We start from the raw sequence: 25361 nt of genomic DNA, 5'->3' as shown, positions 1-25361 counted from the left end.
CGGGCGGTGGCGCCCGGCGGGACGGAGGGCGGGACGGAGGGGGCCGGGATCGTCAGCGGGCGGCTGCCGTTCGGAGCGCTTCGGTCTGAGCCGTGGGTACCTGGGGCAAGGTCGCAGGAGCCGCGGCTGCCGGGCTCGCCGTGGCACTCCGGCGGGCCGGGGCCTGGCCGACGAGCATGGCACCGAGCGCCAGCACCAGGCCCAGCACCTGCCACGGGGTGAGCGTCTGGCCGAGCACGACCAGGCCGCCGACGGTGGCCACCACCGGGTTGATCAGTCCCAGGAAGGACGCCGGCCCGGCGCCGAGCCGTTCGATGCCGCGGAACCACAGGACGTACCCGAGCGCGGTGCTGAACAGCCCGAGGTAGGCGAAGCCCGCCAGGTTGGAGGCGCTCAGCGCCGGCGGCGCGCCCTCGACCACGGCCGCGAGCGGGACCAGGAAGATCGAGCCGGCCAGCAGCTGCCACGCCGTGAGGTCGACCATGGTGGCCCCCTGCGGGCGGCCCCAGCGGCGGGTGAGGACGGTGCCCATGGCCATCAGGCCGATCGCGGTGACCATCGCGGCGATGCCGACACCGTCCAGCTTCGCCCCGCTCTTGAGCACCAGCAGCGCCACCCCGCCGACCCCGGCCAGCCCGGCGAGCACCGCCCGGCGTCCGGGCCGTACGCGGAGCACGCCGACCGAGAACCCGGCGACCAGCAGCGGCTGGATCGCCCCGATGGTGGCGGCGACGCCGCCGGGCAGGCGGTAGGCGCCGACGAAGGTGAGCGGGAAGAACAGCCCGATGTTGAGCATCCCGAGCACTGCCGCGCGCCCCCACCAGCGCCCCTTGGGCAGTTTGCGGCCGATCATCAGCAGGAGCAGCCCGGCCGGCAGCGCCCGCAGCGCGGCGAGCAGCAGCGGACGGCCTTCGGGCAGCAGCTGGGTGGTGACCAGGTAGGTGGTGCCCCAGGCGGCCGGGGCGAGTGCGGCGGTGGCGGCGATCCCTGCGCGCTTGCGGTCCATGGCGATCCCGATCCCCTCAACGTTGATTATCTGAACGTTGAGATATTTCTACGCCCCGGGATCGGCGAACGTCAAGTATGTGAATGTTAAGATATCTGGACCGGGCGCACCGAGAGGGAGATGACAGGTCATGCAGCAGCGCGACACCGTCGACGACATCGCCGAGCAGTGGCGGAGGGTCGACCCCGGCCTCGACCTGGAGGCCATGGCCCTGATCGGCCGGCTCCGGCGACTCAACGTCCGGGTCGACAACGCCCTCCGCGAGTACTTCCTCACCTGCGGCCTGGACTCCTCCGAGTTCGACGTCCTCGCCACCCTGCGCCGCTCCGGCGAGCCCTACGAGCTCAACGCCCGCGCCCTGCTCAAGTCCGCCATGGTCACCTCCGGCGCCATCACCAACCGCGTCGACAAGCTCTCCGCCAAGGGCCTGGTCGAACGCAACCCCTGCCCCACCGACCGCCGCGCCGTCCTGGTCCGCCTCACCCCGGCCGGCAAGGAGCTCATCGACGCCACCCTGCCCGGCCACCTCCAGAACGAGGAGCGCATCCTCACCACCCTCGACGCCGACGAGCGCGCCCAGCTCGACACCCTGCTGCGCAAGCTCCTCATCGCCCATGGCGACACCGAATCGCTGATCGACTGAGGAGCTGTCAGTGCCCGCTGCCATGCTGTCCCCGGTGGCAGGCGCAAGGGGCAGGGCAGTGATCGAGCAGGCGGCACGGCGGATCGCCGAAGGCATCGTGGCCGAGGCGCCCGAGGACTGGGCGGAAGCCGTCAACGGCACCTTCGGCAGCGGCTCGTGACTCCCGCTACAGGTCCGCGACCACCGCGTAGCGCTCGTCGTTCACCGGCCCACCCCACAGGGCGGCGTCCCCGCTGAGCGGCTCGATCCGCAGCTCCGCGACCAACGGCCGTAGCGCCGACGCGAGTTCCTCCGCCCCGACGCCGCCGCCCCACGGCAGCCGCTCCGCCCCGGCGACGTACGGCTTCGCCCGCTCGCCCGCCTCGCGCCACCGCCCCTCGACCAACACTAGCCGCCCGCCCGGCCGGAGCAGCCGCACCCAGGCGCGCAGGGCCTGCTCGGGGTCGGGAAGCGTCCAGATCACGTGCCGGCAGAGCAGCACGTCGAAGCTGCCCTCCCGCACCGGCGGCGCGCCCGCGTCCCCCACCAGGAACCGCCCCGCCAGCCCGGCCGCCGCCAGCTTCGCCCGCGCCCGCGCCACCATCCGCGGCGCCAGATCCACACCGGTCACCCGATGCCCACCCGCCGCGATCAACTCCGCCAACGAGCCCGTCCCACAACCGACATCAAGCACATCCACGGCCCCCGCCGGCACCCACCCCCGAACCCGCCGCCCCCACGCCTCCCGTGTCCCGGCCGCCCGCAACCCGTGATCCGGCTCGTCATCGAACCTCGGTGCGGCAGCGTCCCAGTAATCAGCGATGGCCCTGCTGGAGTCACTCATACCGGTCATCATCGCAACCACCTCCGACATCCGGCCCGCCTTGTCGGCCCGGGCCGATCACGCGTGCACAGCAATCGCGACTGACTGCGGAACATATTCCGGATTAGCGTCGAATCATGTCGCCTCTCACCGTGTCCTTCTCCGACCTGTCGAAGAACTCCAAGCGCGTCGCGGACACCGTGGAGCGTGCCCAGCGCGTCCACGTCACGCGGCGCGACGGCGAGGACCTCTACCTGACCACTGAGCGCCACGACCGCCAGCGCGAGGAGACCCCTCCCGGTCGCTGTGTGAGGGCGGGAGGCGGCCCCGTCACACCTCGGTGCGGAGTGTCGGCGGCTGCCAGTTGTAGATCGCCGCGGAGCGGCGGAGGAGGGTGCGGGTGGGGAGGAGGCCGGCGAGGGTGAGGGCGGTGGTGCGGAGGAGGGTGGCGGCGGGGGTGCGGAGGGCGATGAGGGTGCCGGTGCGACGGGAGGCGGTGACGATGGCGGTGGTGCGGGGGAGGCGGGTGGCGGTGTAGGCGGGGAGGGCGGGCGCGGGGTCGCCGGTGGGGGTGAGGAGGGAGGCGAGGACGACGGCGTCCTCGATGGCCTGGCAGGCGCCCTGGCCGAGGAAGGGGCACATGGCGTGGGCGGCGTCGCCGAGGAGGGCGACGCGGCCGTGGTGGTAGGCGGGCAGGGGGTCGGCGAGGTCCCAGACGTCGTTGCGGAGCACCCGGTCGGGTTCGGCGAGGGCGAACAGCTGGGGGACGGGCGCGCACCAGTCGCCGTACAGCCGCTGGAGTTCGGCGTGTTCGCCGTCGGCGGCCCGGGCGCCGGCCGGTGCGAGGGCCGCGCCGTAGAGGTAGACCCGGTCGTCGGCGAGCGGGACGATCCCGGCGAGCCGGCCGCGGCCCCAGACCTCGCCGACGGCGACCGGGCGGCGACCCGGGGCGACGATGGAGCGCCAGGTGGTGAAGCCGCTGTAGCGGGTGCCGGGGTGTCCGGGGAAGAGCAGGCCGCGGGTGGCGGAGCGGATGCCGTCGGCGGCGACGACCAGTGCGGCGGGCCGGTCCCCGTCGGCGGTGCGGACGACGGCGGGCTGCCGGTCGTCGCCCGGGTCGGTGACGGTGGCGGGGGAGTCGGTGCGGACGGTGCCCTCCGGGAGGGCGTCGACCAGGGCGGCGATGACGTCGGCGCGGGTGACGGCGACGATCGGGTCGCCGAAGTGGGCCTCGACGGCGGCGGTGCTGGTGCGGGCGAGCCAGCGGCCGGAGGGGTGGCGCACGCCGACGGCGGGGTGCGGGGCGGCGAGGGCGCGCAGCCGGGGGCCGACGCCGAGCCGGTCGAGGGCGCGCAGGGCGTTGGGGGCGAGGGCGAGTCCGGCGCCGACGGGTTCCAGTGAGGCGGCGCGTTCGTGGACGGTGACGGGGATGCCCTGTCGGTGGAGGGCGAGGGCGGCGGTGAGGCCGCCGATGCCACCGCCGATGACGATCGCCTGGTGCAGGCCCATGGGAGGCATGAGGGCTCCTCTTCTCACACGATCCGGTCACTACAGGTGTAGTATCCGTTGGTCCAGCACGGTACTACATGTGTAGTGATCAGTAAACTACGGCTGTAGTGAGTTGGGGGAGCCCGACCGGAAAGGCCATGATCGGACCCATGACACCCCCGCGACCGACCCTGATCGCCGACGCCGCCATCGACCTGATCGCCGACGCCGGCCTGCGCGGGCTCACCCACCGCGCCGTGGACGACGCGTCCGGCCTGCCCGCCGGCTCGACCTCCAACCTCGCCCGGACCAGGGCCGCCCTGCTGGAACTCGTGCTCACCCGGATCGTCGAGCGGGAGACCGCCGACTACCCGGACCTCACCGAGGGCGGGCTGCCGGGGGCCGCCCTCCCGCCGCGCGAACTGCTGGTCGAGGTCGGCGCAGAGGCGCTCTTCCAGGCGCTCACCAGCGGCCGCAGGCTCACCCTGGCCCGTCTGGAACTGGCCCTGGAGGCCACCCGCAGGCCCGAACTGCGCGCCGTCTACGACCGCCTGGGCGCCCGCTTCGCCCGGATCGCCGCCGACCTGCTCGCCGCCGCCGGCTCCACCGCCCCGGAGGCGGACGCCCGTCGGCTGATCCGCTGGTGCGACGGCGTGCTGTTCAACGCGACGGCCGGCAGCGGGCATTGGCAGGTGCCGATGCCGGAGGAACTGCGCGTCGACATCGACCGCTACCTCGCCGCACTGTTGGACGAGGAGAGCTGAGAGGGGAGAGCTGAGAGGGGAGAGCTGAGAGGGGAGAGCTGAGAGGGGAGGCCTGACGGGGTCGGATGGCGGGCCCCGGTGTCCCCTCCCCCTCCCCCTATACTCCCTGTGCCCGATCAGGCAGGGGGAAATATGCTGGACTTGCTCGACATGGCGCTACTGATCACGGTCGGACTGGCGCTGCTGGTACGGCTGGCGGCACTTCCGGTGCTGGTGCGCGCCCAAACGGCCACCCGGCGGCGGGCGTTGGCTGCCACCGGCGCCGACGCGACCGGGGGAGCGCCGGGCGGCCTCGGCGCGACCTTCGGCGAGCTGGCGGTCGGTCTGGTCGCCGCCGTCGGGGCGGGCGTCACCGTGTACTTCGAGGACCACCACAGCTACTACCTGCTGGAACGGCCGTTCAGCCTCAACAACGCCGTGTACCTCGCCTTCGAATGGCACATCCCCCGGGCCGAGGCGCGGACGTTGTACATCGCCCTGTTCGTCGGGTTCCTGCTGCTGTGGCTGTTGCTGTGGTACCTGACCCAGCGCAAGCTGCTGACCGCCGGCCTGCCCCGGGAGATCTGGACATCCGGTTCGACCCAGGCGCGGCTGATCGGTCTGGTGCTGCTCCGCGCGGTGATCGTCGTGTTCCTCCTGCCGATCGGCCTGATCTTCACCGCCCTGGTCTTCCAGGTGATCGCCCTGCTGGTGAGCCGCCACCCCAAGCCGGTCGGCACGGAGGGGCCGGGCACGCAGGAGGAGCAGGCCGCCCGCGCCGCCCAGGCCGCGCAGGCGCTACTGGCCTCGCAGAACCCGTACGCCCCCACCGTGCCACCACAGATGCCCTACACGCCGCAGGCGCCGCACGCGCCGGCCACCCCGCCGCAGATGCCGCAACCCCCGTACGTCCCCACGCACTTCGCCCAGCCCGCCCCACCGCCCCCGACCGCCCCGCCCGTGCTGTCGAGCCCGCCCCTCGGCAGCCCGCTCAGTGCCCACGAGCCCCGCACGATCGGCGGCTACCAGCTCCTCGGCCGGATCGGCTCCGGCGGCATGGGCACGGTCTACCTCGCCCAGCGCCAGGGCTCCGCCACCCAGGTCGCGCTGAAGACCATCAACCTCGAACTCCTCGATGACGCGGACCTGTTGCGCCGCTTCCAGCGCGAGTCCGAGGTGCTGGCCATGGTCCCCGGCGCCTACACCGCCCGGGTGCTGGACACCGGCGTGGACTCCGGACGCCCGTACCTGGCCATGGAGTTGCTGGACGGCCGCCCGCTGGACGTCCACCTGCGCGAGCAGGGGCCGATCCGCTCCGCCGAGGCGCTGCGCGCCCTCGCGCTGGCGCTGGCCGTGGCGCTGTCCGGGGTGCACCGGCTGGGGCTCGTCCACCGGGACCTCAAGCCCGCCAACATCATGCTGACCACGGCGGGCCCGCGCCTGCTGGACTTCGGCATCGCGGCGATCGTGGACGGCACCCGGCTGACCGCCACCGGCGGCGGGCCGGGCACCCTGACGTACATGGCGCCGGAGCAGTTCGGCGAGGAGCGGGTCGGTCCGGCGGCCGACGTGTGGGCCTGGGCGTGCTGCGTGGTGTGCGCGGCGCACGGCGCGAGCCCGTTCGCGGCGACCAACACGGGTGCGGTGATCCGCCGGATCGTGGAGACCGGGCCCGAGCCGGCGGCGCTGGCGGCGGTCCAGGCGTTCGACCCGGCGCTGGCCGCCGTCGTCACCCGCGCCCTGGCCATCGACCCGGCGCAGCGCCCGGCGGACGGTGCGGGCCTGCTGGCGGCGCTGGCGGCGGCCCAGCCGACCCCACCGGACCCGGCGGCCGTCCACGACCAGATCACCCGCGGCTGGCAGACCCTGGCGCTGTGATCCACGCCCCGGCCCGCTAGGGCCGGTCCGCGACCGTCACCTCGGGTGCTGCCCGACAGTCAACCGCAGGAGGCCGCCCGCGGGCGCTCAACTCCCTGCGGCCACCCGCGTGAGGATCGCCTCGGCGCACTCGTCCGGCGAGGCCTGCGCGGTGTCCACGACGAGGTCGTACGCGACGCCCTCGTGCACCGCCGAGGCCTGCGCGGCGGCCATCCCGGCGACCCGGTCGCCGCGCGCCGCCTCCCGGGCCGCGGCCACCGCCGGGTCGCAGCGCACGCCGACCCAGAGCACGTCCAGGCCCTCCAGGGCCGAGCGCCACCGCTGCTGTGAGGCGGCCCCGCCGAGGAACACCTCGTCCACCAGGATCGGGGCCCCGGCCCGGGCCATCGCCGCCACGCCGACCGTCCAGGCGGCGTCCAGCCGGGCGAAGACCGGCCCGACCGCCACCGTGCCGTCCCCGTCCTCCAGGCCGCCGATGCCCTCGTCCCCGCCGAGGAGCCACGGCGGCAGCGCGTCCACCATGGTGTCCGCGCCGAGGTGCAGCCAGGGCTCCGGCAGCAGCTCCTGGAGGCGCCGGGCGATGCTCGACTTGCCGGAACTGGAGCCGCCGTTGAGGACGATCACATGCATGCGCCCACCCTACGGTCGCGCCTCCGACCCCGTCCCGGCATCAAAGGCCGCCATTGAAAGCAGCCGCGGCGGAGGCGAACGACGAGGCCAGCGAGGGCGTCCCGGCCCAGTGCAGGTGCAGGTACGAGGCGTGCACGTTGCCGCCCGCGAAGCCCTCCGTGCGCGGTCCGGTCGGCAGGCGCCAGCCCCAGGTCGGCTGGTCGCCCGCGCCCGGTTCGCAGACCGTCCGGTGGAACTCGTGCCCGCGCACCCGGGTGCCGGCCGGGGCGAGCGGGGAGTCGTGCAGGGCGACGGCCTCCCGGTAGCCGAGGGTGAGCCGTTCGGTCATCCGGGCGTCGGTGTCCAGCACCCCGCACATCGGCAGGCCGTCCAACTCCCGCCCCAGGTACAGCAGTCCGGCGCACTCGGCGGCGACCGGCCCGCCCGCGGCGGCGAACCCGGAGATCGCCGAACGCAGCGCGGCGTTCCCGCTCAACTCCCGTACGTACAGCTCCGGGAAGCCGCCGCCGATGACCAGTCCGGCCGTGCCCTCCGGCAGTGCCGAGGCGTGCAGCGGGTCGAACGGGACGACCTCCGCGCCCGCCGCGGCGAGCAGTTCGGCGTTCTCGGCGTACGAGAAGGAGAACGCGGCGCCGCCTGCCACCGCGATCCGCGGCCGTCCGGCGACCGGCGTGACCTCCGCCGACGCGTCCCACGGTTCGGCGTCCAACTCCGGCGCGGTGCGGGCGAGTGCCAGCACGGCGTCCAGGTCGACCGAAGCCGCCACGAGGGAGCCCATGTCCGCGACGGCCCTGAGCGCCTCCGCCGAGCGCTCGACCGCCGGGATCAGCCCGAGGTGCCGGGACGGCGTGGCCACCGCCGCCGAGCGGCGCAGCGCACCCAGGACGGGCACCCCGGAGCCCTCCTCCAGGGCCTCGCGCAGGAGTTGCTCGTGCCGGTCGGAGGCGACCCGGTTGAGGATCACCCCGGCCAGCCGCACCTGCGGGTCCCAGGACGCGAAGCCGTGCACCAGCGCGGCCACCGAGCGGGACTGCGAGGAGCCGTCCACGACCAGCACCACGGGCGCCCGCAGCAGCTTGGCGACGTGCGCGGTGGACGCCAACTCCCCGCGCCCGGAAGCCCCGTCGAACAGGCCCATGACCCCCTCGACCACCGCGACGTCCGCCCCCGCGGCGCCGTGCAGGAACAGCGGGGCGATCCGCTCCGGCCCGCACATGAAGGCGTCCAGGTTGCGGCCCGGGCGCCCGGCGGCGAGCGCGTGGTAGCCCGGGTCGATGTAGTCCGGGCCGACCTTGTGCGGCGACACCGCCAGCCCGCGCGCGGCGAGCGCCGCGATCAGGCCGGTGGCGACGGTGGTCTTGCCGGCGCCGGAGGACGGCGCGGCGACGACGAGGCGGGGGGTGTTGCTCAAGGGGTCACCACTCGATGCCGCGCTGGCCCTTGCGGCCGGCGTCCATGGGGTGCTTGACCTTGGTCATCTCGGTGACCAGGTCGGCGAATCCGGTCAGCGCCTCGGGCGCGTACCGGCCGGTGATGACGACGTGCTGGCTGCCCGGGCGGTCCTTGAGCACCGAGACGACCTCCTCCGGGTCGATCCACCCCCAGTGCATCGGGTAGGTGAACTCGTCCAGCACGTAGAAGCGGTAGGTCTCGGCCGCGAGGTCCCGCTTGACCTGCTCCCAGCCCTCCTTGGCCGCCTCCTCGCTGGACATCTCCTGCTCGGCGGAGCGCTGGATCCAGGACCAGCCGGAGCCCATCTTGTGCCAGTCGACGGTGCCGCCCTCGCCGGAGGCGCCGAGCACGCGCAGCGCGTTCTCCTCGCCCACCTTCCACTTGGCGGACTTCACGAACTGGAACACCCCGACCGACCAGCCCTGGTTCCAGGCCCGCAACGCCATGCCGAAGGCGGCCGTGGACTTGCCCTTCCCGGGGCCGGTGTGCACGGCGGTGATCGGCTGGGTACGGCGCTGGCGGGTGGTCAGGCCGTCGTCGGGAACGCTCTCGGGGACGCCCTTGGGCATGTCGGTCAGGCCGCCTTTCGCATCGAAGTGGTGGTCGCACGGTTCACGGCACGGTTCTCCCGGACGAGCGAGGCCACGCCCTCCGCGCGCAGCTCGTCCAGGCTGACGGCGCTGCCGCCGAGCAGCCCGGCCAGGGTACGGGCCAGGCCCAGGCGGACCGGTCCGGACTCGCAGTCCAGCACCACGCTCGCCGTGCCCTGGGCGGCGAACAGCGTGGCCGCGCGCTGCGAGCGGGCGAGCGCCTCCCGCCCGCCGGTGGCCCGGCCGTCGGTCACCACGACCAGCAGCGGGCGCCGGCTCGGGTCGCGCAGCCGCTCCACCCGCAGCACCTCGTGGGCGCGCAGCAGGCCGGCGGCCAGCGGGGTCCGCCCGCCGGTGGGCAGCGACTCCAGCCGGGCCGCGCCGACCTCCACCGAGGAGGTGGGCGGCAGCGCCAGCTCGGCGTCCGCGCCCCGGAAGGTGATCATGCCGATCTTGTCCCGGCGCTGGTAGGCGTCCATCAGCAGCGACAGCACCGCACCCTTGACGGCGGTCATCCGCTGCCGGGCGGCCATCGAGCCGGAGGCGTCCACCACGAACAGGACGAGGTTGGACTCCCGTCCCTGGCGCACCTGTTCGCGGAAGTCGTCCTTGTGCAGCACCAGCGCCCGGCCGGCCCGCCCGCGCGCCACCTGGTGCGGCGCCGCGGCCTGCAGGGTCGCGGTCAGGTGCAGCCGGCTCAGGGTGCCCTGCGGCCGGCGGGCCCGGACGGTGTGCCCGCCGGTGGTCTCGGCGGGGGAGCGGCGGCCCTGCGCGCCGTGGCCGGTGCCCCGCACGGTGAACAGCCGGGTCCGGTACGGGTCGCCGGCCGCGACCGGCGCCGACTCCCGGGCGGGGGAGGGGTGTTGGGCGGGGACGGGCTGCTGCGCGGGCGGCTCGGCGTCCGAAGCGCCGCTCTCGGGGGCGGACGCCTCCGGGGCGCCGCCGTCGAACGGCTCGGGAGCGCCACCGCCGTCGGGGCCGCCACCCTCCGGACCGTCGCCATCGCCGTCACCGCCGCCGTCCGGACCCGGCCCGTCGCCCTCGGGCTCCGGGTCCTCCGGCTGGGCGTGCTCCTCCAGCGTCCGGTCCAACTGCTCCTCGTCCAGCCCCGGAGCGTCGAACGGGTTGCGCCGGCGCCGGTGCGGCAGAGCCAGCTGGGCGGCCTTGCGGACGTCCTCCTCCAACACCTCCACCCGCCCGGCCCAGGCGGCCAGCGCGACCGCGGTGCGGGCCATCACGATGTCCGCGCGCAGCCCGTCCACCTCGAACGCCGCGCATACGGCGGTGATCTGACGCAGCGCCACATCGGTCAGCTCGACCTTGGACAGCAACTCCCGGGCGGCGGTGATGTGTTCGGCGAGCTCCCGCTCCTCCGCCGCGAACCGCGCCGCGAAGCCGGCCGGGTCCGCGTCGTACGCGAGCCGGCGCCGGACCACCTCGGCGCGCTCGGCCGGGTCCCGGGTGGCGGCGATCTCGACGGTCAGGCCGAAGCGGTCGAGTAGCTGCGGCCGCAGCTCGCCCTCCTCCGGGTTCATCGTGCCGACCAGCAGGAACCGCGCCGCGTGCCGCACCGACACGCCCTCGCGCTCGACGTAGGAGCGGCCCATCGCGGCGGCGTCCAGCAGCAGGTCCACCACGTGGTCCTGGAGCAGGTTCACCTCGTCGATGTACAGCACGCCGCGGTGCGCCCTGGCCAGCAGGCCGGGCTCGTACGCCTTGACGCCCTCGGCCAGCGCGCGCTCCAGGTCGAGCGAGCCGACGATCCGGTCCTCGGCCACACCGACCGGCAACTCGACCAGCTGGGAAGGCCGTTCAGTGCTGGTGGCGGCGGAGTGCGGCCCGTCCGGGCACTGCGGGTCCGGCGCGGCCGGGTCGCAGGCGAAGCGGCAGCCGTCCACGGTGGCGATGGAGGGCAGCAGCCCGGCCAGCGCGCGCACCATGGTCGACTTCGCGGTGCCCTTCTCACCGCGCACCAGCACGCCGCCCACGGCCGGGGAGACCGCGTTCAGCAGCAGCCCGAGCCGCAGGTCGGCCATGCCGACGACCGCGGTGAACGGATAGCGGACGTCACTCATGCGTCACTCCCAGGTGCCCCGGGCGGGAGGAACGGCAGCGTTCCGGCCGCCGGCACCCCGCCCTCGATCAGCTTCCACAGCGCGTCGGTGTCCGCGTGCTCCTCGATCAGGTCGCCCAGCCGGTCCAGCCGGGCCTCGCGCGCCGCGGCGAAGCAGGTGTCCGGCGCCGGCACGAACGCCCGCCCGGCCGACTCGGCGACCTCGCGCAGGAGTTCGCGGCGGAAGCCGTCGTTCTCCAGCACGCCGTGCCAGGTGGTGCCCCAGACCGAGCCGAGCCGGCAGCCGTCGAGGCTCTGCCCACCGCCATCGGAGATGAACCCGTCCCCGCCCTCGACGGAAACCACCCCGTGGTGGATCTCGTAGCCCTCGACCCGCTGCCCGTACGCCTCGCCGACCGGCCGCGCCAGCACCTTCTCGGTGCCGAAGCGGACGTCGGTCGGCAGCAGTCCCAGCCCGTCGACGACGCCCGCCTTGGACTCCACCTCGTCCTCGATCGAGCGCGCCAGCATCTGGTAGCCGCCGCAGACCCCGAGGATCGGCAGCCCGGCCGCCGCGCGCGCCTTCAGCGCCGGCTCCAGGCCGCGTTCGCGCAGCCAGGCGAGGTCCGCCACGGTGGCCCGGGTGCCGGGCAGCACCACCAGGTCGGCGTCGGCCAGTTCCTCCGGCCGGGTCGCCCAGCGCACCAGCACGCCGGGCTCCTGCGCCAGCGCGTCCAGGTCGGTGAAGTTGGACAGCCGGGGGAAGCGCACCACGGCCACCCGCAGCACGTCCGCCCCGAGCGGCCCGGGCCCGTCCGCCCGGTCCACCACCGTGGACAGGTCCAGCGAGTCCTCGGCGTCCAGCCACAGGCCCGGCAGCATCGGCAGGGTGCCCAGCACCGGACGGCCGGTCAGCTCCCGCAGCATCTCCAGCCCGGGTGCGAGCAGCCGGGCGTCGCCGCGGAACTTGTTGACGAACCAGCCCGCCACGTGCCGCTGGTCCTCCGCGGACAGCAGCGCCAGCGTCCCGTACATCGCCGCGAAGACCCCGCCGCGGTCGATGTCCCCGACCACCACCACGGGCAGGGCGGCGGCCGTGGCCAGGCCCATGTTGGCGATGTCCCGGTCGCGCAGGTTGATCTCGGCGGGCGAACCGGCGCCCTCGCACACCACCACGTCATAGCGCCGGCGCAGGTCCGCCAGGCACTCCAGGGCGCGCTCCAGCAGGACGGGCTTGCGCTCGCGGTAGTCCAGCGCGCCCACCTCGGCGACCGGCCGGCCGAGCAGCACCACCTGGCTGCGGCCGTCCGCGCCGGGCTTCAGCAGCACCGGGTTCATCGCCGCCTCCGGCTCCACCCGGGCGGCCTGCGCCTGCATCGCCTGGGCGCGGCCGATCTCGGCGCCGTCGGCGGTGACGAAGGAGTTCAGCGACATGTTCTGCGCCTTGAACGGCGCGACCCGCACGCCCTGGCGGGCCAGCCAACGGCAGATCCCGGCCGTCACCACGCTCTTGCCCGCGTCCGAGGTCGTCCCGGCGACCAGCAGTGCGTTCCTCATGCTTTGCCCCTCCTACGAAGAGCACGCAGCAGGACGTGCCCCGCGACCGTCGTACCCAGCGCCAGCGCGCCCACCCGCCGCGACAGCGTGCAGGCCCGCTCGATGTCGTCCACCGTCACCGGCCGCAACTCGGCGCCCAGCACCGGCCGGTGCTCCACCCGTTCGCCGTACTGGAGCGTCCCGCCCAGCCGCACGCCCACCGCGCCCGCGAAGGCCGACTCGGCCTGGCCCGCGTTCGGGCTCGGGTGCGCGGAGCCGTCCCGGCGCCAGACCCGCCAGGCGGTCCGGGGCTCGGGCGCGGCGGCCACCGTCAGCAGCGCGGTGAGCCGGGCGCCCGGCCAGCCCACGACGTCGTCCAGCCGGGCCGAGGCCCAGCCGAAGCGGGCGTAGCGGGGCGAGCGGTGGCCCACCATGGCGTCCAGGGTGTTCGCGGCGCGGAAGGCCAGCAGTCCCGGGGTGCCGGCCAGGGCGCCCCAGGTCAGCGCGTTCACCACGGCGTCGGCGGTGTTCTCGGCCACCGACTCGACCACCGCCCGGGCGATCTGCTGCCCGTCCAGCGCGCTCGGATCCCGCCCGCACAGGTGCGGCAGCCGCTCCCGGGCGGCCGTCAGATCACCCGCGGCCAGGGAGCGGCCGATGGTGCGCGCCTCCCGGGTCAGCGAGGTGCCGCCGAGCACCGTCCAGGTCGCGGCGGCCGCCAGCGCGGTCCGGCCCAGCGGACGGCGCCCGACCGTACGGTCCAGCGCCAGCGCGCCGGCCGCGACCACGCCCACGCACAGCGCCGTGTACCCGGCGCCGGCGGTACGGTCGTCGCGCCAGACGCGCCGCTCCAGGCGGGTGGCGGCGCTGCCGAACAGGGCGACCGGGTGACCGCGGCGCGGGTCGGCGAAACGGGCGTCGGCGGCGTAGCCCGCGACGGCGCCCAACGCGAAGGCGGCGGCGCGGGTCAGCGGGCGCACGACGGCGGCGGGCAGCTCGGAGTCCGACGGGGCGGGGCAGCCTGCATCGCGTGGGTGTCCTCACTCAGGGTCCGCGCCCTGGATCGACGTACCGGGGGCGAGAGTCTCCTGGCTTCCGGGTCGGACGCACCCCCGGGCCCTCCAGCGGCTTCTGACGGCCGCCGTGATGGGCCCCTCCTGCGCGATGGCGGGCAAGGAGGGATTCCGAGCGTGCTCCCCGGTGACAGTGGCGGGACCGCGCCGGACTCGCACCGGCTTCCTCTCCATGCCTCCGTTTGGCCCCAGGATCCCATCACGCGGCCGAACCGGGAGTCAACCGAGGTCAAGGAGGGGTCGGTCACACCCGAGGCCGTTGCCGCCCTGTGCGATCGCCCAGCGCGGGGGAGGGCCCGTCAGCTCCACTTCGTGCGTTCGGCGACTGGGACGGGCCGAGGGCCACACCTACCGTTCGGTGCCATGCGCCGCAGAAAGTCCCCCGCCACTGCCGCCCCTTCTCCCGTGCCGTTCTCACCCGAGGCCGCCCGCGCCCACCGGGCCGGCCTCGGGCTGACCCCCGAGCAGGTCGCCGAGGGCATGGCCGCGCACGGCGTACGGCTGCTGCCCGGCCACGTGCTCGCCTGGGAGGACGGCGAGCTGCGCCCCGGCGAGGCCGAGTTCATCGCCCTGGCCAGGGCCCTCTGGTGCCCGGCCGCCCAGCTGATGGACGGCCGCCCGGTGAGCCTGCGTGACCACCGCCTCGCCCGGGAGCTCGGCCAGGAGGCCGTCGCCGAGCGGGTCGGCGTGACGCTGCCCGCCTACCGGCAGGCCGAACTGACCGGCCACTGGGACGGTGACCCGGACCAGACCCACGCCCTCGCCCAGGTGCTGGGCCTGCGGCTGACCGAACTGGTCGCGGCCACCGGGCGCGGCGAGGCCCTCGACGGCCTGCTGCGCCAGTGCGTGGCCGGCCGCTGGCAGCCCCAGCTGCGCCCGCTCGCCCGCCTCGTCCCCGTCCCGGAAGCCGACCTCGCCGCCGTCCTCCCCGTCCTCCACCAGGAACACCACGTCCCCTCCCACTGGGGCGCCACCACCCAGCCCCGCACCCCCACCCCACCCCTCACCCCCCGCTTCTGGCACCTCCTCAGCACCCACGACCCCGACATCCCGGTCTGACCGTCCCCGGCCGTCCCCCGGACGGCCCAGTCCGGTGGCCGGGGGCGCGGTGCCCCGGTGGACTGGTGCTCGAATACCGTCCGGTCCGTGGAGCAGAGCGGGGAACGAAATGCGTTGGGGAACCGCAGCGGTCGTGGCGGCCGCCGCCGTCGGGGCCGGGGCCGCCGTCCTGGTGATAGGCCGCCGGGCCTCCGAGCGGATGGTCAGCCCGGGGGTGGGGCCGGGCCCGGCCGCGCAGGAGGCCGGACCCGTGGTGGTGCACAGCCTCGGCGTCGGCCGGGTCACCTTCAACCGCCGCCCCGAGAGCCTGCGGCCCGGTCGCTGGGCGGTCGAGTGGGATGACGACGGGCACGCGGTGGTCGAGGAGATCCTGTACCGCGACGCGCAGGGCGTCACCCGGCGGCTGGTCCGGGCCGACCGGGGCACCCTGACGCCCGGCACCGAGGTCCGCTTCACCCCGCGCGTGTACCTGGGCGACCCGACCGAGGCGCTCGGCCTGGCCTTCACCGCGACCGCCGCCGACGGCGAACTCGGCGCCCTCCCCGCCTGGCGGCTCGACGGAAAACGCGGCACCTGGGTGATCCTCGTGCACGGCCCTGAGGCCGACCGCCAGCAGACCCTCCCGGTGCTGCCCGTCCTGCACCGCCTCGGCCTGCCGGCCCTCGCCGTCACCTACCGCGGCGACGAGGGCGCCCCGGCCTCCCGGGACGGCTACAGCCACTTCGGCGAGACCGAGTGGCGGGACATCGAGTCGGCGGTGCGGCTGGCGCTCGACAGCGGCGCGGGCCGGGTGATCCTCTACGGCTGGTCGGTGGGCGCCACCGTGGTCCTGCGGACCGCGGCCCGTTCCGCCTACGCGCACGCGATCAGCGGGCTCATCCTCGACTCGCCGGTCCTCGATCTCCCGGGCTCCGCCCGCCGGGACGCCGCCCGGGCCGGTTTCACCGGTGCCTCCGCCGAGCTGGGCGCGCTGGCCGCGCAGGCCCGCACGGGTGTGGACCTCGCGGACTTCTCCCGCCTCGCCGAGGGCGCGGACCTGCGGGTGCCCACCCTGGTCCTGCACAGCCCGGACGACCGGATCGCCCCCTTCGGCACCGTGGAGCGCCTGGCCGCCGCCCGCCATGACGTGGTGAACCTCCAGCGCTTCCCGGGGGCCGAGCACGCAGCCCTGTGGAATTCGGCCCCCGACCACTACACCGAACTCCTCCGGCGCTGGCTGACCCCGCTGCTCTGAATCCGGGAATCCGCGGCCGCCCACTGAACAGCGCGCGAAGCAAAGCGAGGTAAAGCGAAGCAAGAGGCGAGGTAAGGCGGTAAAGGAGACAATTTGCTCCCGAACCCGGGAAGCTGCTCCGCTTTTTCCCCTGCGCCGACCGCACGGGAAGTCGGACCGGCCGACTTCCGGTGCGCCGCCACCGCCCAGCAGGCACATGCCACCTGGCCGGATTCCAGCCCTCTACTTCCGCCCGCACCCGCCTCCGCGGCTCCGAAACGCTCCGCTCCTGACGCGGAGAGTGACCGCCCGAGCGGGCAGCGCGACGCCTCACCACGCACCTGGCATGCCCCCGCCACACGTTTCCGGCCAGGCGGTTTGCCACTGTTGCCCGATCTTGCGGAGGTGCGGTACCCAGTCGTGCGCTCGTACGGACAACCGGATGTGACAGAAGGCCCGTGCAAGGGGAAGACTGCTCGACGTGACGTCTCGGAACCCGCGCGACCGTGATGCCCCGCTCCCGCCGACGATCGGTACCGGTGCGACGGTGACCCGTCTCCCCGGTACGGCCCACCGGCCCTCCGGTGGCAGGCCGGGCGGGGCCGGTGTACCCCGGCGACGAGGGCCCGCGCCGGCACCCGGCCGAGGTCGGGTCCCGGTGCCGGAGGGCTTCCCCGCACCGGCCGAGCTGGCGCCGCTGGCCCGCCGGATGCTGGTGGACGCCGTCCGGATCGCCCGCTGGGCCGGAGACCTGGAAGAGGTCGACAAGCGCGGCGAGCTCCTCCCGGAGGACGCCCGCGCCGCCGGCCGGGCGCTGGCCATGACGGTCGGCGCCGCCGCCAAGGCGTGGGGTCAGGCGCTGCTGGTGGGCCTGGTGGAGGCCCGGGACGGCGGAGCGGGCCCCGGCTGGCGCCTTCACGCCTGGGAGCACGACGACGAGGCCGTGGTGCGCGGCTGGTCCGGGCTGTTCGACGCCTGGACGCTGCTCGCCCCGGTGCCGCCCGCCGCGCTGCGCGGGGTGTTCGCCGTCCTGGCCGGCCAGGCCGTGGACCAGGCCCCGCAGCTGCTGTCCTTCCTGCACCTGGTGGACGGCCCGGTGGCCGAGAGCGAGCTGCTGGAGCTGCTGCGCCGCGGCCTGGACGAGCGCCGGGTCGGCGCCGGCCTCGGCAACCCGGGCCTGTCGCCGGTGCCGCACGCCGCCTCGGCGGTGTCCGCCGTCCGCGGCACCTGCCGGGCGCCGCAGATCGACACCCCGGCCGCACCCTCCGACGTGGCCGCCGTCCTGGACTGGATGCTGGACGGCCTGGCGGCGGTCGGCGCCGTGGTGCGCAGGAACGATGCCGCTGAGCTGTCCCCGCTGGGCCACTGGGCGGTGCGGGCGAAGCTGGAGGAGATCTGCACGGTCGCACAGACCGCGGCCGGGCACATCGAGCAGAGTGCCTTCGAGCTGCTGAACGCCTGCGCGGACTACTCGCCGGGCCCGGCCCGGGCGGAGTTCCGCGCCTGGGTGGCGGCCCGCCCGGCGGACCGCGCGGTGGCCGAGCTGCTGGACGCCGCCCAGGGCGACGACGCGCTGGTGCGCGGCCTGGCCTTCGAGGCGCTGCGGGTGGCCGGCGGCCCGGCCGAGCAGGCGGTGCGGGCTTCGGTGGACGAGCCGGTGCTGCGCCCGTACGCACTGCTGTGGCTGGCCGAGCGCGCCGACGAGGGGGTCTCCCCGGCGGACGTACTGGGCGCCGAGGACGCGGCCTGGCTGTGGGTGGACACCGCGGCGGCGGTGCTGGACCACGGCGAGACCGAGCTGCTGGTGGGCCATGTCGAGGGCGCCGCGGCGGGCGACCCGGTGCGGCTGTTCGCCCGCGCCCGGCAGTCCGGGCACCCGCGGGCGGCCTCGGTGCTGACGGCGGTCTCCGGCGTGCACCCGGACCCGGGCGTGGCCAGGGCGGCCCGCCGCTCCGCCTTCAGCGTCCACACCGGCGGTGCGTAGGTCGCATCAGAACGCGGAAAGGGCCCGGAACCTGACGGTTCCGGGCCCTTCCCACATCAAGGCGGACTCAGCCGAGCCGCGACTCCGCCCGCCGGGCGCGGACGTCGCCGACCTTCTGCCCGACCTTGCGCCGGATGACCAGCAGCGGCGCCATCGCGGCGAGCGTGATCTGGGCGAACGCGCCGACGTGCATCAGCGTGTCGCCACCGGGCAGCCCGGTCGCCCAGGCGGCCAGGCAGCCGATCGCCACGACGACCCAGCAGAGCGTGGCGGTGGCCAGCAGTCCCTGCGGCTTCGGGTACTCGATCCGGCTGACCATGAGGTACGCGACGCCGAAGATGGCGAGCAGACCGGGCAGGAACGGCGGGTCGAGCAGCACGATGGCGATCACCGTCATCGCGCCCATCGGGCAGGGCATGCCCTGGAACACCCCGGGCCGCATCTTGACGGCCGAGAAGCGGGCCAGCCGCAGGACCACCGCGAGCAGCACGGTCAGCGCGATCAGCGCCGAGAGCGTCCGGTTGGAGCCCTGCGAGACCATGCCCCAGACCGCGACGAAGTAGGCCGGCGCGATGCCGAAGCTGATCAGGTCGGCCAGGTTGTCGAGTTCCGCTCCGAGGGCGGAGGAGCGGAGCTTCCGCGCCACCAGGCCGTCGAAGAGGTCGCACATCGAGCCGATCAGCAGCAGCGTGACGGCGGTGGCCGCGCTGTGCCGGTCCGGAGCGGCGTCCGGGTTGGTGATGTGCGGGATCAGGACCCCGGTGGTGATCGAGTAGATCGCCAGGAAGCCGCAGACGGCGTTCCCCAGGGTCAGGAAGTCGGCGGTGGACAGGTGCTGCGGGGAGCGCGGGGCACGCAGCTCGCGGTCGCGCGCCCAGCGGCGGCGGCGCAGGGCCGTCTCCTCGTCGTCCAGGCCGACGATTGTCTCAGGATCAGTCACGGTCAAGGCGCGTCACCCCGGCTGTGGTCTTCTGGCCGACCTCGACGCCGACCTCGACGCCGGCCGGCAGGTAGGTGTCGACCCGGGACCCGAACCGGATCAGACCGATCCGGTCGCCCTGCTCGACCTTGGTTCCGGCGGCCACGTACGGCACGATGCGGCGGGCCACGGCCCCCGCGATCTGCACCATCTCGATGTCGCCGAGCTCGGTGTCGAAGTGCCAGACGACCCGCTCGTTCTGGTCGCTGTCCTTGTTGAACGCCGGCACGAAACCGCCCGCGACGTGCTCGACCGACGTCACCGTGCCCGGCAGGGGCGCGCGGTTGACGTGGACGTTCAGCGGGCTCATGAAGATGGCGACCCGGGTGCGGCCGTCCGGCCAGGCGTCGATGCTCTGAACCACGCCGTCGGCGGGGGAGATCACTCTGCCCGTGCCGATCTCACGCTCGGGGTCGCGGAAGAACCACAGCATGCCCGCGCTGAGCGCACAGGCCGGGACCGCCGCCAGGGCCCACTTGCCGCTGCGCCGGGTGAGGGCGGTGGTCACGGCGGCCGTGGCGAGGGTGGGGACGAACCAGGGGGTGGCTCCGCGCGCGATGGTCACGCGGGGTCGCCGACCGGCCGTCGGGGCGGCGAGGGCATCGCGGTCCGTGACGGAGGTGTGAGGGGACGGGCTGATGGGCATCGAAGACCTTTGTCGCGGGGGATCATGGCCGCTGGACGGGGGCCACCGCGGAATCGGTAATAGAGGGACGGCTTGCTGTCCCGGTGGATGCTATCGGGAGCACACGGTGGGTGGGCAACCCGCCTGCTCGTTCATGTGTCCGGTGGGAGCGCGTGCACGCGTCCCACCTCTACGACCGTAGCTCGCCCCGGTCCGGTTCCCAAGGGACCGGACACGGCTGGTGACTCTTGTCTCAGCAGGTTGGCGCACGGAACCCCTTGGGGGACACGGCCCGTGGCGGCCGGAAGAAGGTGTACGGAAGCGGCCGCAGGGCGCGTCGCTGCAGCTGTACGCCCTGCGGCCGCTTTCCGGAGGCCGTGCCGGACCCTGGCGGACCAGGCCGGGCCCGTGACTGGGCACGGCACTCTGCCGGGACGGGCCCGCACGCCCGTCGACCGGCGGTTCGGAGGGGGCCGCCCGTCAATCGGGGCGGCCCCGCAATCACTCGGCGGTCCCGCGCTCAGGCGGGAGACCGGGTCGTCACTCGGCGATCTTGTACTCCTCCAGGAGCCGGCGTCCGACGATCATCTTCTGGATCTCCGCAGTACCTTCACCGATGAGCAGCATCGGGGCCTCGCGGTAGAGCCGCTCGATCTCGTACTCCTTGGAGAAGCCGTAGCCGCCGTGGATCCGGAAGGCGTCCTCGACGACCTCCTTGCAGTACTCCGAGGCCAGGTACTTGGCCATGCCGGCTTCGAGGTCGTTGCGCTCGCCGCTGTCCTTCTTGCGGGCGGCCATGACCATCATCTGGTGGGCGGCCTCGACCTTGGTGGCCATCTCGGCGAGCTTGAACTGGATCGCCTGGTGCTCGGCGATCTTCTTGCCGAAGGTGGAGCGCTGCTGGGCGTAGGAGATGCCGAGCTCGAAGGCGCGGCGGGCGACACCGCAGCCGCGGGCGGCGACGTTGACGCGGCCGACCTCGACGCCGTCCATCATCTGGTAGAAGCCGCGGCCCGGGACGCCGCCGAGGATGCGGTCGGCCGGGATCCGCACGTCCTGCAGCACCAGCTCGGTGGTGTCGACGCCCTTGTAGCCCATCTTCTCGATCTTCCCGGGCACGGTGAGGCCGGGGACGGTCGGGTTCGGGCCGAAGCCGGCCGTCTTCTCGATCAGGAAGGTGGTCATGTTCTTGTACGGGGTGTTGCCGCCCTCGTCGGTCTTGCACAGGACCGCGACCAGGGTGGAGGTGCCGCCGTTGGTGAGCCACATCTTCTGGCCGTTGAGGACGTAGAACTCGCCGTCCTTGACGCCCTTGGTGGAGATGGCCGAAACATCGGAGCCGAGGCCGGGCTCGGACATCGAGAAGGCGCCGCGGATCTCGCCGGCGGCCATCTTCGGCAGGAAGTAGTCCTTCTGCTCCTGGGTGCCGTGGGCGTTGATCATGTGCGCCACGATGAAGTGGGTGTTGACGATGCCGGAGACCGACATCCAGCCGCGGGCGATCTCCTCGACCACCAGGGCGTAGGTGAGCAGGGACTCGCCGAGGCCGCCGTACTCCTCGGGGATGGTGAGGCCGAACAGCCCGAGCTGCTTCATGCCCTCGACGATGGCGGTCGGGTACTCGTCCTTGTGTTCCAGCTCGGTCGCGACCGGAATGATCTCCTTGTCGACGAAATCCCGCACGGTGGCGAGGATGTCCCGCTGGATCTCGGTGAGGCCGTCGGTCTGTGCGAGGCGTCCCATCGTGCGGCTCCGGAATGTCTGAAGAGGGCGGGGGGGGGGATTTCCGGGGGCCCTGCCGGCGTGGCTGCGGCAGCAGGGCCCCCGACCGGGTGGGGGTCGGCCGATGACGGCGGCCTCCCCGTCCGGGGTCTCTATAGAGGGGAGTGGGTCAGGAGAGCGGCTCGGGGCGACCGGGCTGCTCGCCGCCGCGCTCCTTGATGTACGTCGCGGTCGGCACCATCACCTTGCGGCGGAAGACGCAGACGACCGTGCCGTCCTGCTTGTACCCCTTGGTCTCGACGTAGACGATGCCGCGGTCGTCCTTGGACTTGGACGGCCACTTGTCGAGGACGGTGGTCTCGCCGTAGATGGTGTCGCCGTGGAAGGTCGGCGCGATGTGGCGCAGCGACTCGATCTCCAGATTGGCGATCGCCTTGCCGGAGACGTCCGGGACGGACATGCCGAGCAGCAGCGAGTAGATGTAGTTGCCCACCACGACGTTCTTGCCGAAGTCCGTCGTCTTCTCCGCATAGTTGGTGTCCATGTGGAGCGGGTGGTGGTTCATGGTGAGCAGGCAGAAGAGGTGGTCGTCGTACTCGGTGACCGTCTTGCCGGGCCAGTGCTTGTAGACCGCGCCGACCTCGAACTCCTCGTAGGTGCGTCCGAACTGCATGGCTCAGGCCCTCAGCTTTCCGGGATCTCGAACTTGGTGGTGCGCTGCATGCCGGCGGCCCGGCCCTTGCCGGCGATGACCAGGGCCATCTTGCGGCTGGCCTCGTCGATCATCTCGTCGCCGAGCATCGCGGAGCCCTTGGCGCCGCCCGCCTCGGAGGTGCAGTAGTCGTAGGCGTCGAGGATCAGCTCGGCGTGGTCGTAGTCCTCCTGCGAGGGCGAGTAGATCTCGTTCGCGGCGGCGACCTGGTCCGGGTGCAGCACCCACTTGCCGTCGAAGCCGAGGGCGGCGGAGCGGCGGGCGACCTCGCGGTAGCCCTCCGGGTTGCGGATCTGCAGGTAGGGGCCGTCGATCGCCTGGAGGTCGTTGGCGCGGGCGGCCATCAGGATGCGCATCAGGATGTAGTGGTAGGCGTCGGCGCCGTAGCCGGGCGGCTGCTCGCCGACCACCAGGGACTTCATGTTGATCGAGGCCATGAAGTCGGCGGGGCCGAAGATGATGGTCTCCAGCCGGGGCGAGGCCTCGGCGATGGCGTCGACGTCGATCAGGCCCTTGGCGTTCTCGATCTGCGCCTCGATGCCGATCTTGCCGACCTCGAAGCCCATGGTCTTCTCGATCTGGGTGAGCAGCAGGTCGAGCGCCTTGACCTGCTCGGCGTCCTGGACCTTCGGCAGCATGATGCAGTCGAGGTTGGGGCCGGCGCCCTCGACCACGGTGATCACGTCGCGGTAGGTCCAGTGGGTGGTCCAGTCGTTGACGCGGACGACGCGGGTCTTGTTGCCCCAGTCGCCGTTGTTCAGCGCGTCGACGATGTTGTGGCGGGCGCTCTCCTTGACCAGCGGGGCGCAGGCGTCCTCGAGGTCGAGGAAGACCTGGTCGGCCGGGAGGCCCTGGGCCTTCTCCAGGAAGCGCGGGTTGCTGCCCGGTACGGCGAGGCAGGAGCGGCGCGGGCGCAGGCGATTGAAGCTGGCGGGCGACGGGTGGGAGTTGCTCATGACGGTGGTTCGGTTCCTTCCCAGTGGTCAGCTGGTCAGCTGGTCAGCTCGTGGCCGCGGTCGGTGCGGGCGTCCACGGCTGGAGCTTGTTGGCCAGCCGGATCTCGTCCACGATCCGGCCGATGATGGTGGTGATGCCGAAGTCCTTCGGGGTGAACACGGCGGCGACGCCGACGGCCTTGAGGGCCTCGCCGTCCGCTGCCGGGATGATGCCACCCACGATCACCGGGACATCCTCCACCCCGGCGCGGCGCAGCCGCTTCAGGACGTCCGGCACCAGCTCGGTGTGGGCGCCGGAGAGGATGGACAGGCCCACGCAGTGCACGTCCTCCGCCACGGCGGCGGAGACGATCTGCTCCGGGGTCAGCCGGATGCCCTGGTAGACCACCTCGAACCCGGCGTCGCGAGCACGTACGGCGATCTGCTCGGCGCCGTTGGAGTGCCCGTCCAGGCCGGGCTTGCCGACCAGCAGGCGCAGCTTGCCGGCGCCCAGCTCCTCGGCGGTGGCGGCGACGGCGGCGCGGACCTGCTCCAGTTCCCCGCCGGGCTCGGCGGTGATCGCGACGGGTGCGCCGCCCACGCCGGTGGGGGCGCGGTACTCGCCGAACACCTCGCGCAGGGCGAAGGACCACTCGCCGGTGGTGACCCCGGCCCGGGCGCAGGCGAGGGTGGCCGGCATCAGGTTGGCCTCGGTGGCGGCGACGGTCTTGAGCTCGGCCAGTGCCTGCTGGGCGGCGGCCTCGTCGCGCTGACCGCGCCAGGCCTCCAGGGCGGTGAGCACGGACTGCTCGGAGGCCGGGTCGACCATCATGATCGCGGTGTCGAGGTCGGCGGTGAGCGGGCTGGGCTCGGTGGTGTCGAAGCAGTTGACGCCGACGATCTTGTCCTCGCCGGACTCGATCCGGGCCCGGCGGGCGGCGTGCGAGGCGACCAGGTTGGACTTGAGGTAGCCGGACTCCACCGCGGGAATCACCCCGCCCATTTCCATCACCTTGGCGATCTCCGCCTCGGCGCCCGCCAGCAGCGCGGCGGTCTTGGCCTCGATCACCTCGGAGCCGTTGAAGATGTCGCCGTACTCCAGCAGGTCCGACTCGTACGCCAGCACCTGCTGGATCCGCAGCGACCACTGCTGGTCCCACGGGCGCGGCAGGCCGAGCGCCTCGTTCCAGGCGGGCAGCTGGACGGCGCGGGCGCGGGCGTCCTTGGAGAGGGTGACGGCCAGCATCTCCAGGACGATCCGCTGGACGTTGTTCTCCGGCTGGGCCTCGGTCAGCCCGAGCGAGTTGACCTGGACGCCGTAGCGGAACCGGCGCTGCTTCGCGTCGGTGACGCCGTACCGCTCCAGCGTGACCTTCTCCCAGAGCTGGGCGAAGGCGCGCATCTTGCACATCTCCTCGACGAAGCGCACGCCGGCGTTGACGAAGAAGGAGATCCGGGCGACCACGTCGCCCATCCGCTCGGCGGGCACCTGCCCGGAGTCGCGGACGGCGTCGAGCACCGAGATGGCGGTGCACATCGCGTAGGCGATCTCCTGGACGGGCGTGGCCCCGGCCTCCTGCAGGTGGTAGCTGCAGATGTTGATCGGGTTCCACTTGGGGATGTTGCCGACCGTGTAGGCGATCATGTCGGTGATCAGGCGCACCGACGGGCCGGGCGGGAAGACGTGCGTCCCGCGCGACAGGTACTCCTTGACGATGTCGTTCTGGGTGGTGCCGGTGAGCTTGGCGATGTCGGCGCCCTGCTCCTCGGCGACCACCTGGTAGAGCGCCAGCAGCCACATCGCGGTGGCGTTGATCGTCATGGAGGTGTTGGTCTGTTCGAGCGGGATGCCGTCGAACAGGGTGCGCATGTCGCCGACGTGGCCGACCGGGACGCCGACCCGGCCCACCTCGCCGCGGGCGAGGATGTGGTCGGAGTCGTAGCCGGTCTGGGTCGGCAGGTCGAAGGCGACGGACAGGCCGGTCTGGCCCTTCGCCAGGTTCCGCCGGTAGAGCGCGTTGGAGTCGCTCGCGGTGGAGTGGCCGGCGTAGGTGCGCATCAGCCAGGGGCGGTCGCGCTTCTGAGCGTCGCTCATCACACGTTCCTGAAGCGGTTGATCGCGGGCAGGTGCTTCTCGCGCAGCTCCTGGTCGCGGACGCCCAGGCCCTCTTCGGGGGCGAGGCAGAGGACGCCGACCTTGCCCTGGTGCTTGTTGTGGTGCACGTCGAGGGCGGCCTG

General features: G+C 73.6%; 21 protein-coding genes, 1 pseudogene and 1 riboswitch. Of the genes and pseudogenes, 6 read left to right on the top strand and 16 right to left on the bottom strand.

Features of this window, described 5'->3' with window-relative positions; all coding sequences use genetic code 11:
* Positions 1–52: 52 nt before the first annotated feature.
* The gene (locus ACIG5E_RS23065; RefSeq protein ID WP_396536101.1) at positions 53–1006 is read right to left on the bottom strand and encodes an EamA family transporter; all 954 of its coding nucleotides are present in this window, start codon (positions 1004–1006) and stop codon (positions 53–55) included.
* Positions 1007–1136: 130 nt separating this feature from the next.
* Here ACIG5E_RS23065 and ACIG5E_RS23060 point away from each other — a divergent pair, with 130 nt between their 5' ends.
* Positions 1137–1649 (top strand): MarR family winged helix-turn-helix transcriptional regulator, encoded by a 513-nt coding sequence (locus ACIG5E_RS23060; RefSeq protein WP_396536099.1) that lies wholly within the window; start codon positions 1137–1139, stop codon positions 1647–1649.
* A gap of 166 nt (positions 1650–1815) precedes the next feature.
* Here ACIG5E_RS23060 and ACIG5E_RS23055 read toward each other — a convergent pair whose 3' ends face one another.
* Positions 1816–2472 (bottom strand): class I SAM-dependent methyltransferase, encoded by a 657-nt coding sequence (locus tag ACIG5E_RS23055; protein ID WP_396536097.1) that lies wholly within the window; start codon positions 2470–2472, stop codon positions 1816–1818.
* A gap of 309 nt (positions 2473–2781) precedes the next feature.
* Positions 2782–3969: an FAD-dependent monooxygenase gene (locus ACIG5E_RS23050; protein WP_396536095.1), complete on the bottom strand. Its 1188-nt coding sequence runs from the start codon at positions 3967–3969 to the stop codon at positions 2782–2784.
* Between the two features lie 140 nt (positions 3970–4109).
* Here ACIG5E_RS23050 and ACIG5E_RS23045 point away from each other — a divergent pair, with 140 nt between their 5' ends.
* Positions 4110–4703, top strand: a complete 594-nt coding sequence (locus tag ACIG5E_RS23045) for a TetR/AcrR family transcriptional regulator (RefSeq protein ID WP_396536093.1) — start codon at positions 4110–4112, stop codon at positions 4701–4703.
* A 132-nt stretch (positions 4704–4835) separates the two neighbouring features.
* Complete coding sequence (locus tag ACIG5E_RS23040) at positions 4836–6560, top strand: serine/threonine-protein kinase (RefSeq protein WP_396536091.1); 1725 nt, start codon at positions 4836–4838, stop codon at positions 6558–6560.
* An 87-nt stretch (positions 6561–6647) separates the two neighbouring features.
* On the opposite strand, the gene cpt is transcribed toward ACIG5E_RS23040, so the two are convergent.
* Genes cpt through ACIG5E_RS23010 form a run of 6 tightly spaced genes read right to left on the bottom strand, consistent with a single transcriptional unit; the run spans position 6648 to position 13801 of the window.
* Positions 6648–7190, bottom strand: coding sequence for a chloramphenicol phosphotransferase CPT (gene cpt, locus ACIG5E_RS23035; protein WP_396536089.1), 543 nt, complete (start codon positions 7188–7190; stop codon positions 6648–6650).
* A 40-nt stretch (positions 7191–7230) separates the two neighbouring features.
* The gene (locus tag ACIG5E_RS23030; RefSeq protein WP_396536087.1) at positions 7231–8601 is read right to left on the bottom strand and encodes a cobyrinate a,c-diamide synthase; all 1371 of its coding nucleotides are present in this window, start codon (positions 8599–8601) and stop codon (positions 7231–7233) included.
* A 4-nt stretch (positions 8602–8605) separates the two neighbouring features.
* On the bottom strand, positions 8606–9211 hold the full coding sequence (gene cobO, locus ACIG5E_RS23025) for a cob(I)yrinic acid a,c-diamide adenosyltransferase (protein ID WP_396536085.1): 606 nt from the start codon (positions 9209–9211) through the stop codon (positions 8606–8608).
* Between the two features lie 5 nt (positions 9212–9216).
* Positions 9217–11307, bottom strand: coding sequence for a putative cobaltochelatase (locus ACIG5E_RS23020; protein ID WP_396536083.1), 2091 nt, complete (start codon positions 11305–11307; stop codon positions 9217–9219).
* Positions 11304–12842: a cobyric acid synthase gene (locus ACIG5E_RS23015; protein ID WP_396536081.1), complete on the bottom strand. Its 1539-nt coding sequence runs from the start codon at positions 12840–12842 to the stop codon at positions 11304–11306. The genes ACIG5E_RS23020 and ACIG5E_RS23015 overlap by 4 nt, the downstream gene beginning before the upstream one ends.
* On the bottom strand, positions 12839–13801 hold the full coding sequence (locus ACIG5E_RS23010; protein WP_396536079.1) for a cobalamin biosynthesis protein: 963 nt from the start codon (positions 13799–13801) through the stop codon (positions 12839–12841). Before ACIG5E_RS23010 ends, ACIG5E_RS23015 begins: the two co-directional genes overlap by 4 nt.
* 101 nt (positions 13802–13902) lie before the next feature.
* Positions 13903–14064: riboswitch (cobalamin riboswitch) on the bottom strand.
* 235 nt (positions 14065–14299) lie between these two features.
* Between ACIG5E_RS23010 and ACIG5E_RS23005 the strand changes: the two genes are divergently transcribed.
* The 3 genes from ACIG5E_RS23005 to ACIG5E_RS22995 all read left to right on the top strand — a co-directional run bounded on the left by ACIG5E_RS23005 (position 14300) and on the right by ACIG5E_RS22995 (position 18150).
* Positions 14300–14953 carry a transcriptional regulator gene (locus tag ACIG5E_RS23005; RefSeq protein WP_396536077.1) on the top strand — a complete coding sequence of 218 codons (654 nt, stop codon included), beginning with the start codon at positions 14300–14302 and terminating at the stop codon, positions 14951–14953.
* Between the two features lie 109 nt (positions 14954–15062).
* Complete coding sequence (locus ACIG5E_RS23000; RefSeq protein ID WP_396536075.1) at positions 15063–16187, top strand: alpha/beta hydrolase family protein; 1125 nt, start codon at positions 15063–15065, stop codon at positions 16185–16187.
* Positions 16188–16824: 637 nt separating this feature from the next.
* Positions 16825–18150: a hypothetical protein gene (locus tag ACIG5E_RS22995; protein ID WP_396536073.1), complete on the top strand. Its 1326-nt coding sequence runs from the start codon at positions 16825–16827 to the stop codon at positions 18148–18150.
* A gap of 67 nt (positions 18151–18217) precedes the next feature.
* Here ACIG5E_RS22995 and ACIG5E_RS22990 read toward each other — a convergent pair whose 3' ends face one another.
* The 7 genes and pseudogenes from ACIG5E_RS22990 to ACIG5E_RS22960 form a co-directional block, all read right to left on the bottom strand.
* Positions 18218–19096 carry a CDP-alcohol phosphatidyltransferase family protein gene (locus ACIG5E_RS22990; RefSeq protein WP_396536071.1) on the bottom strand — a complete coding sequence of 293 codons (879 nt, stop codon included), beginning with the start codon at positions 19094–19096 and terminating at the stop codon, positions 18218–18220.
* Complete coding sequence (locus ACIG5E_RS22985) at positions 19083–19775, bottom strand: phosphatidylserine decarboxylase (protein WP_270143134.1); 693 nt, start codon at positions 19773–19775, stop codon at positions 19083–19085. The genes ACIG5E_RS22990 and ACIG5E_RS22985 overlap by 14 nt, the downstream gene beginning before the upstream one ends.
* A gap of 519 nt (positions 19776–20294) precedes the next feature.
* Positions 20295–21497 (bottom strand): acyl-CoA dehydrogenase family protein, encoded by a 1203-nt coding sequence (locus ACIG5E_RS22980; protein ID WP_270143132.1) that lies wholly within the window; start codon positions 21495–21497, stop codon positions 20295–20297.
* A gap of 148 nt (positions 21498–21645) precedes the next feature.
* A complete protein-coding gene (locus ACIG5E_RS22975) occupies positions 21646–22149 on the bottom strand; it encodes a MaoC family dehydratase (protein WP_396536069.1) in 504 nt (167 codons plus the stop codon).
* A gap of 11 nt (positions 22150–22160) precedes the next feature.
* Positions 22161–23144 (bottom strand): HpcH/HpaI aldolase/citrate lyase family protein, encoded by a 984-nt coding sequence (locus ACIG5E_RS22970; RefSeq protein ID WP_396536067.1) that lies wholly within the window; start codon positions 23142–23144, stop codon positions 22161–22163.
* Positions 23145–23187: 43 nt separating this feature from the next.
* Positions 23188–25218: a protein meaA gene (locus tag ACIG5E_RS22965; protein ID WP_396536065.1), complete on the bottom strand. Its 2031-nt coding sequence runs from the start codon at positions 25216–25218 to the stop codon at positions 23188–23190.
* A pseudogene (locus ACIG5E_RS22960) lies at positions 25218–25361 on the bottom strand (crotonyl-CoA carboxylase/reductase); the annotation flags it as partial. The gene ACIG5E_RS22965 and the pseudogene ACIG5E_RS22960, both read right to left, overlap by 1 nt.

The organism is Kitasatospora sp. NPDC053057 (assembly GCF_044546945.1).
Lineage (GTDB): Bacteria > Actinomycetota > Actinomycetes > Streptomycetales > Streptomycetaceae > Kitasatospora.
Note: the sequence above shows the minus strand (reverse complement) of the source record. Positions and strands in the feature narration are given on the sequence as shown.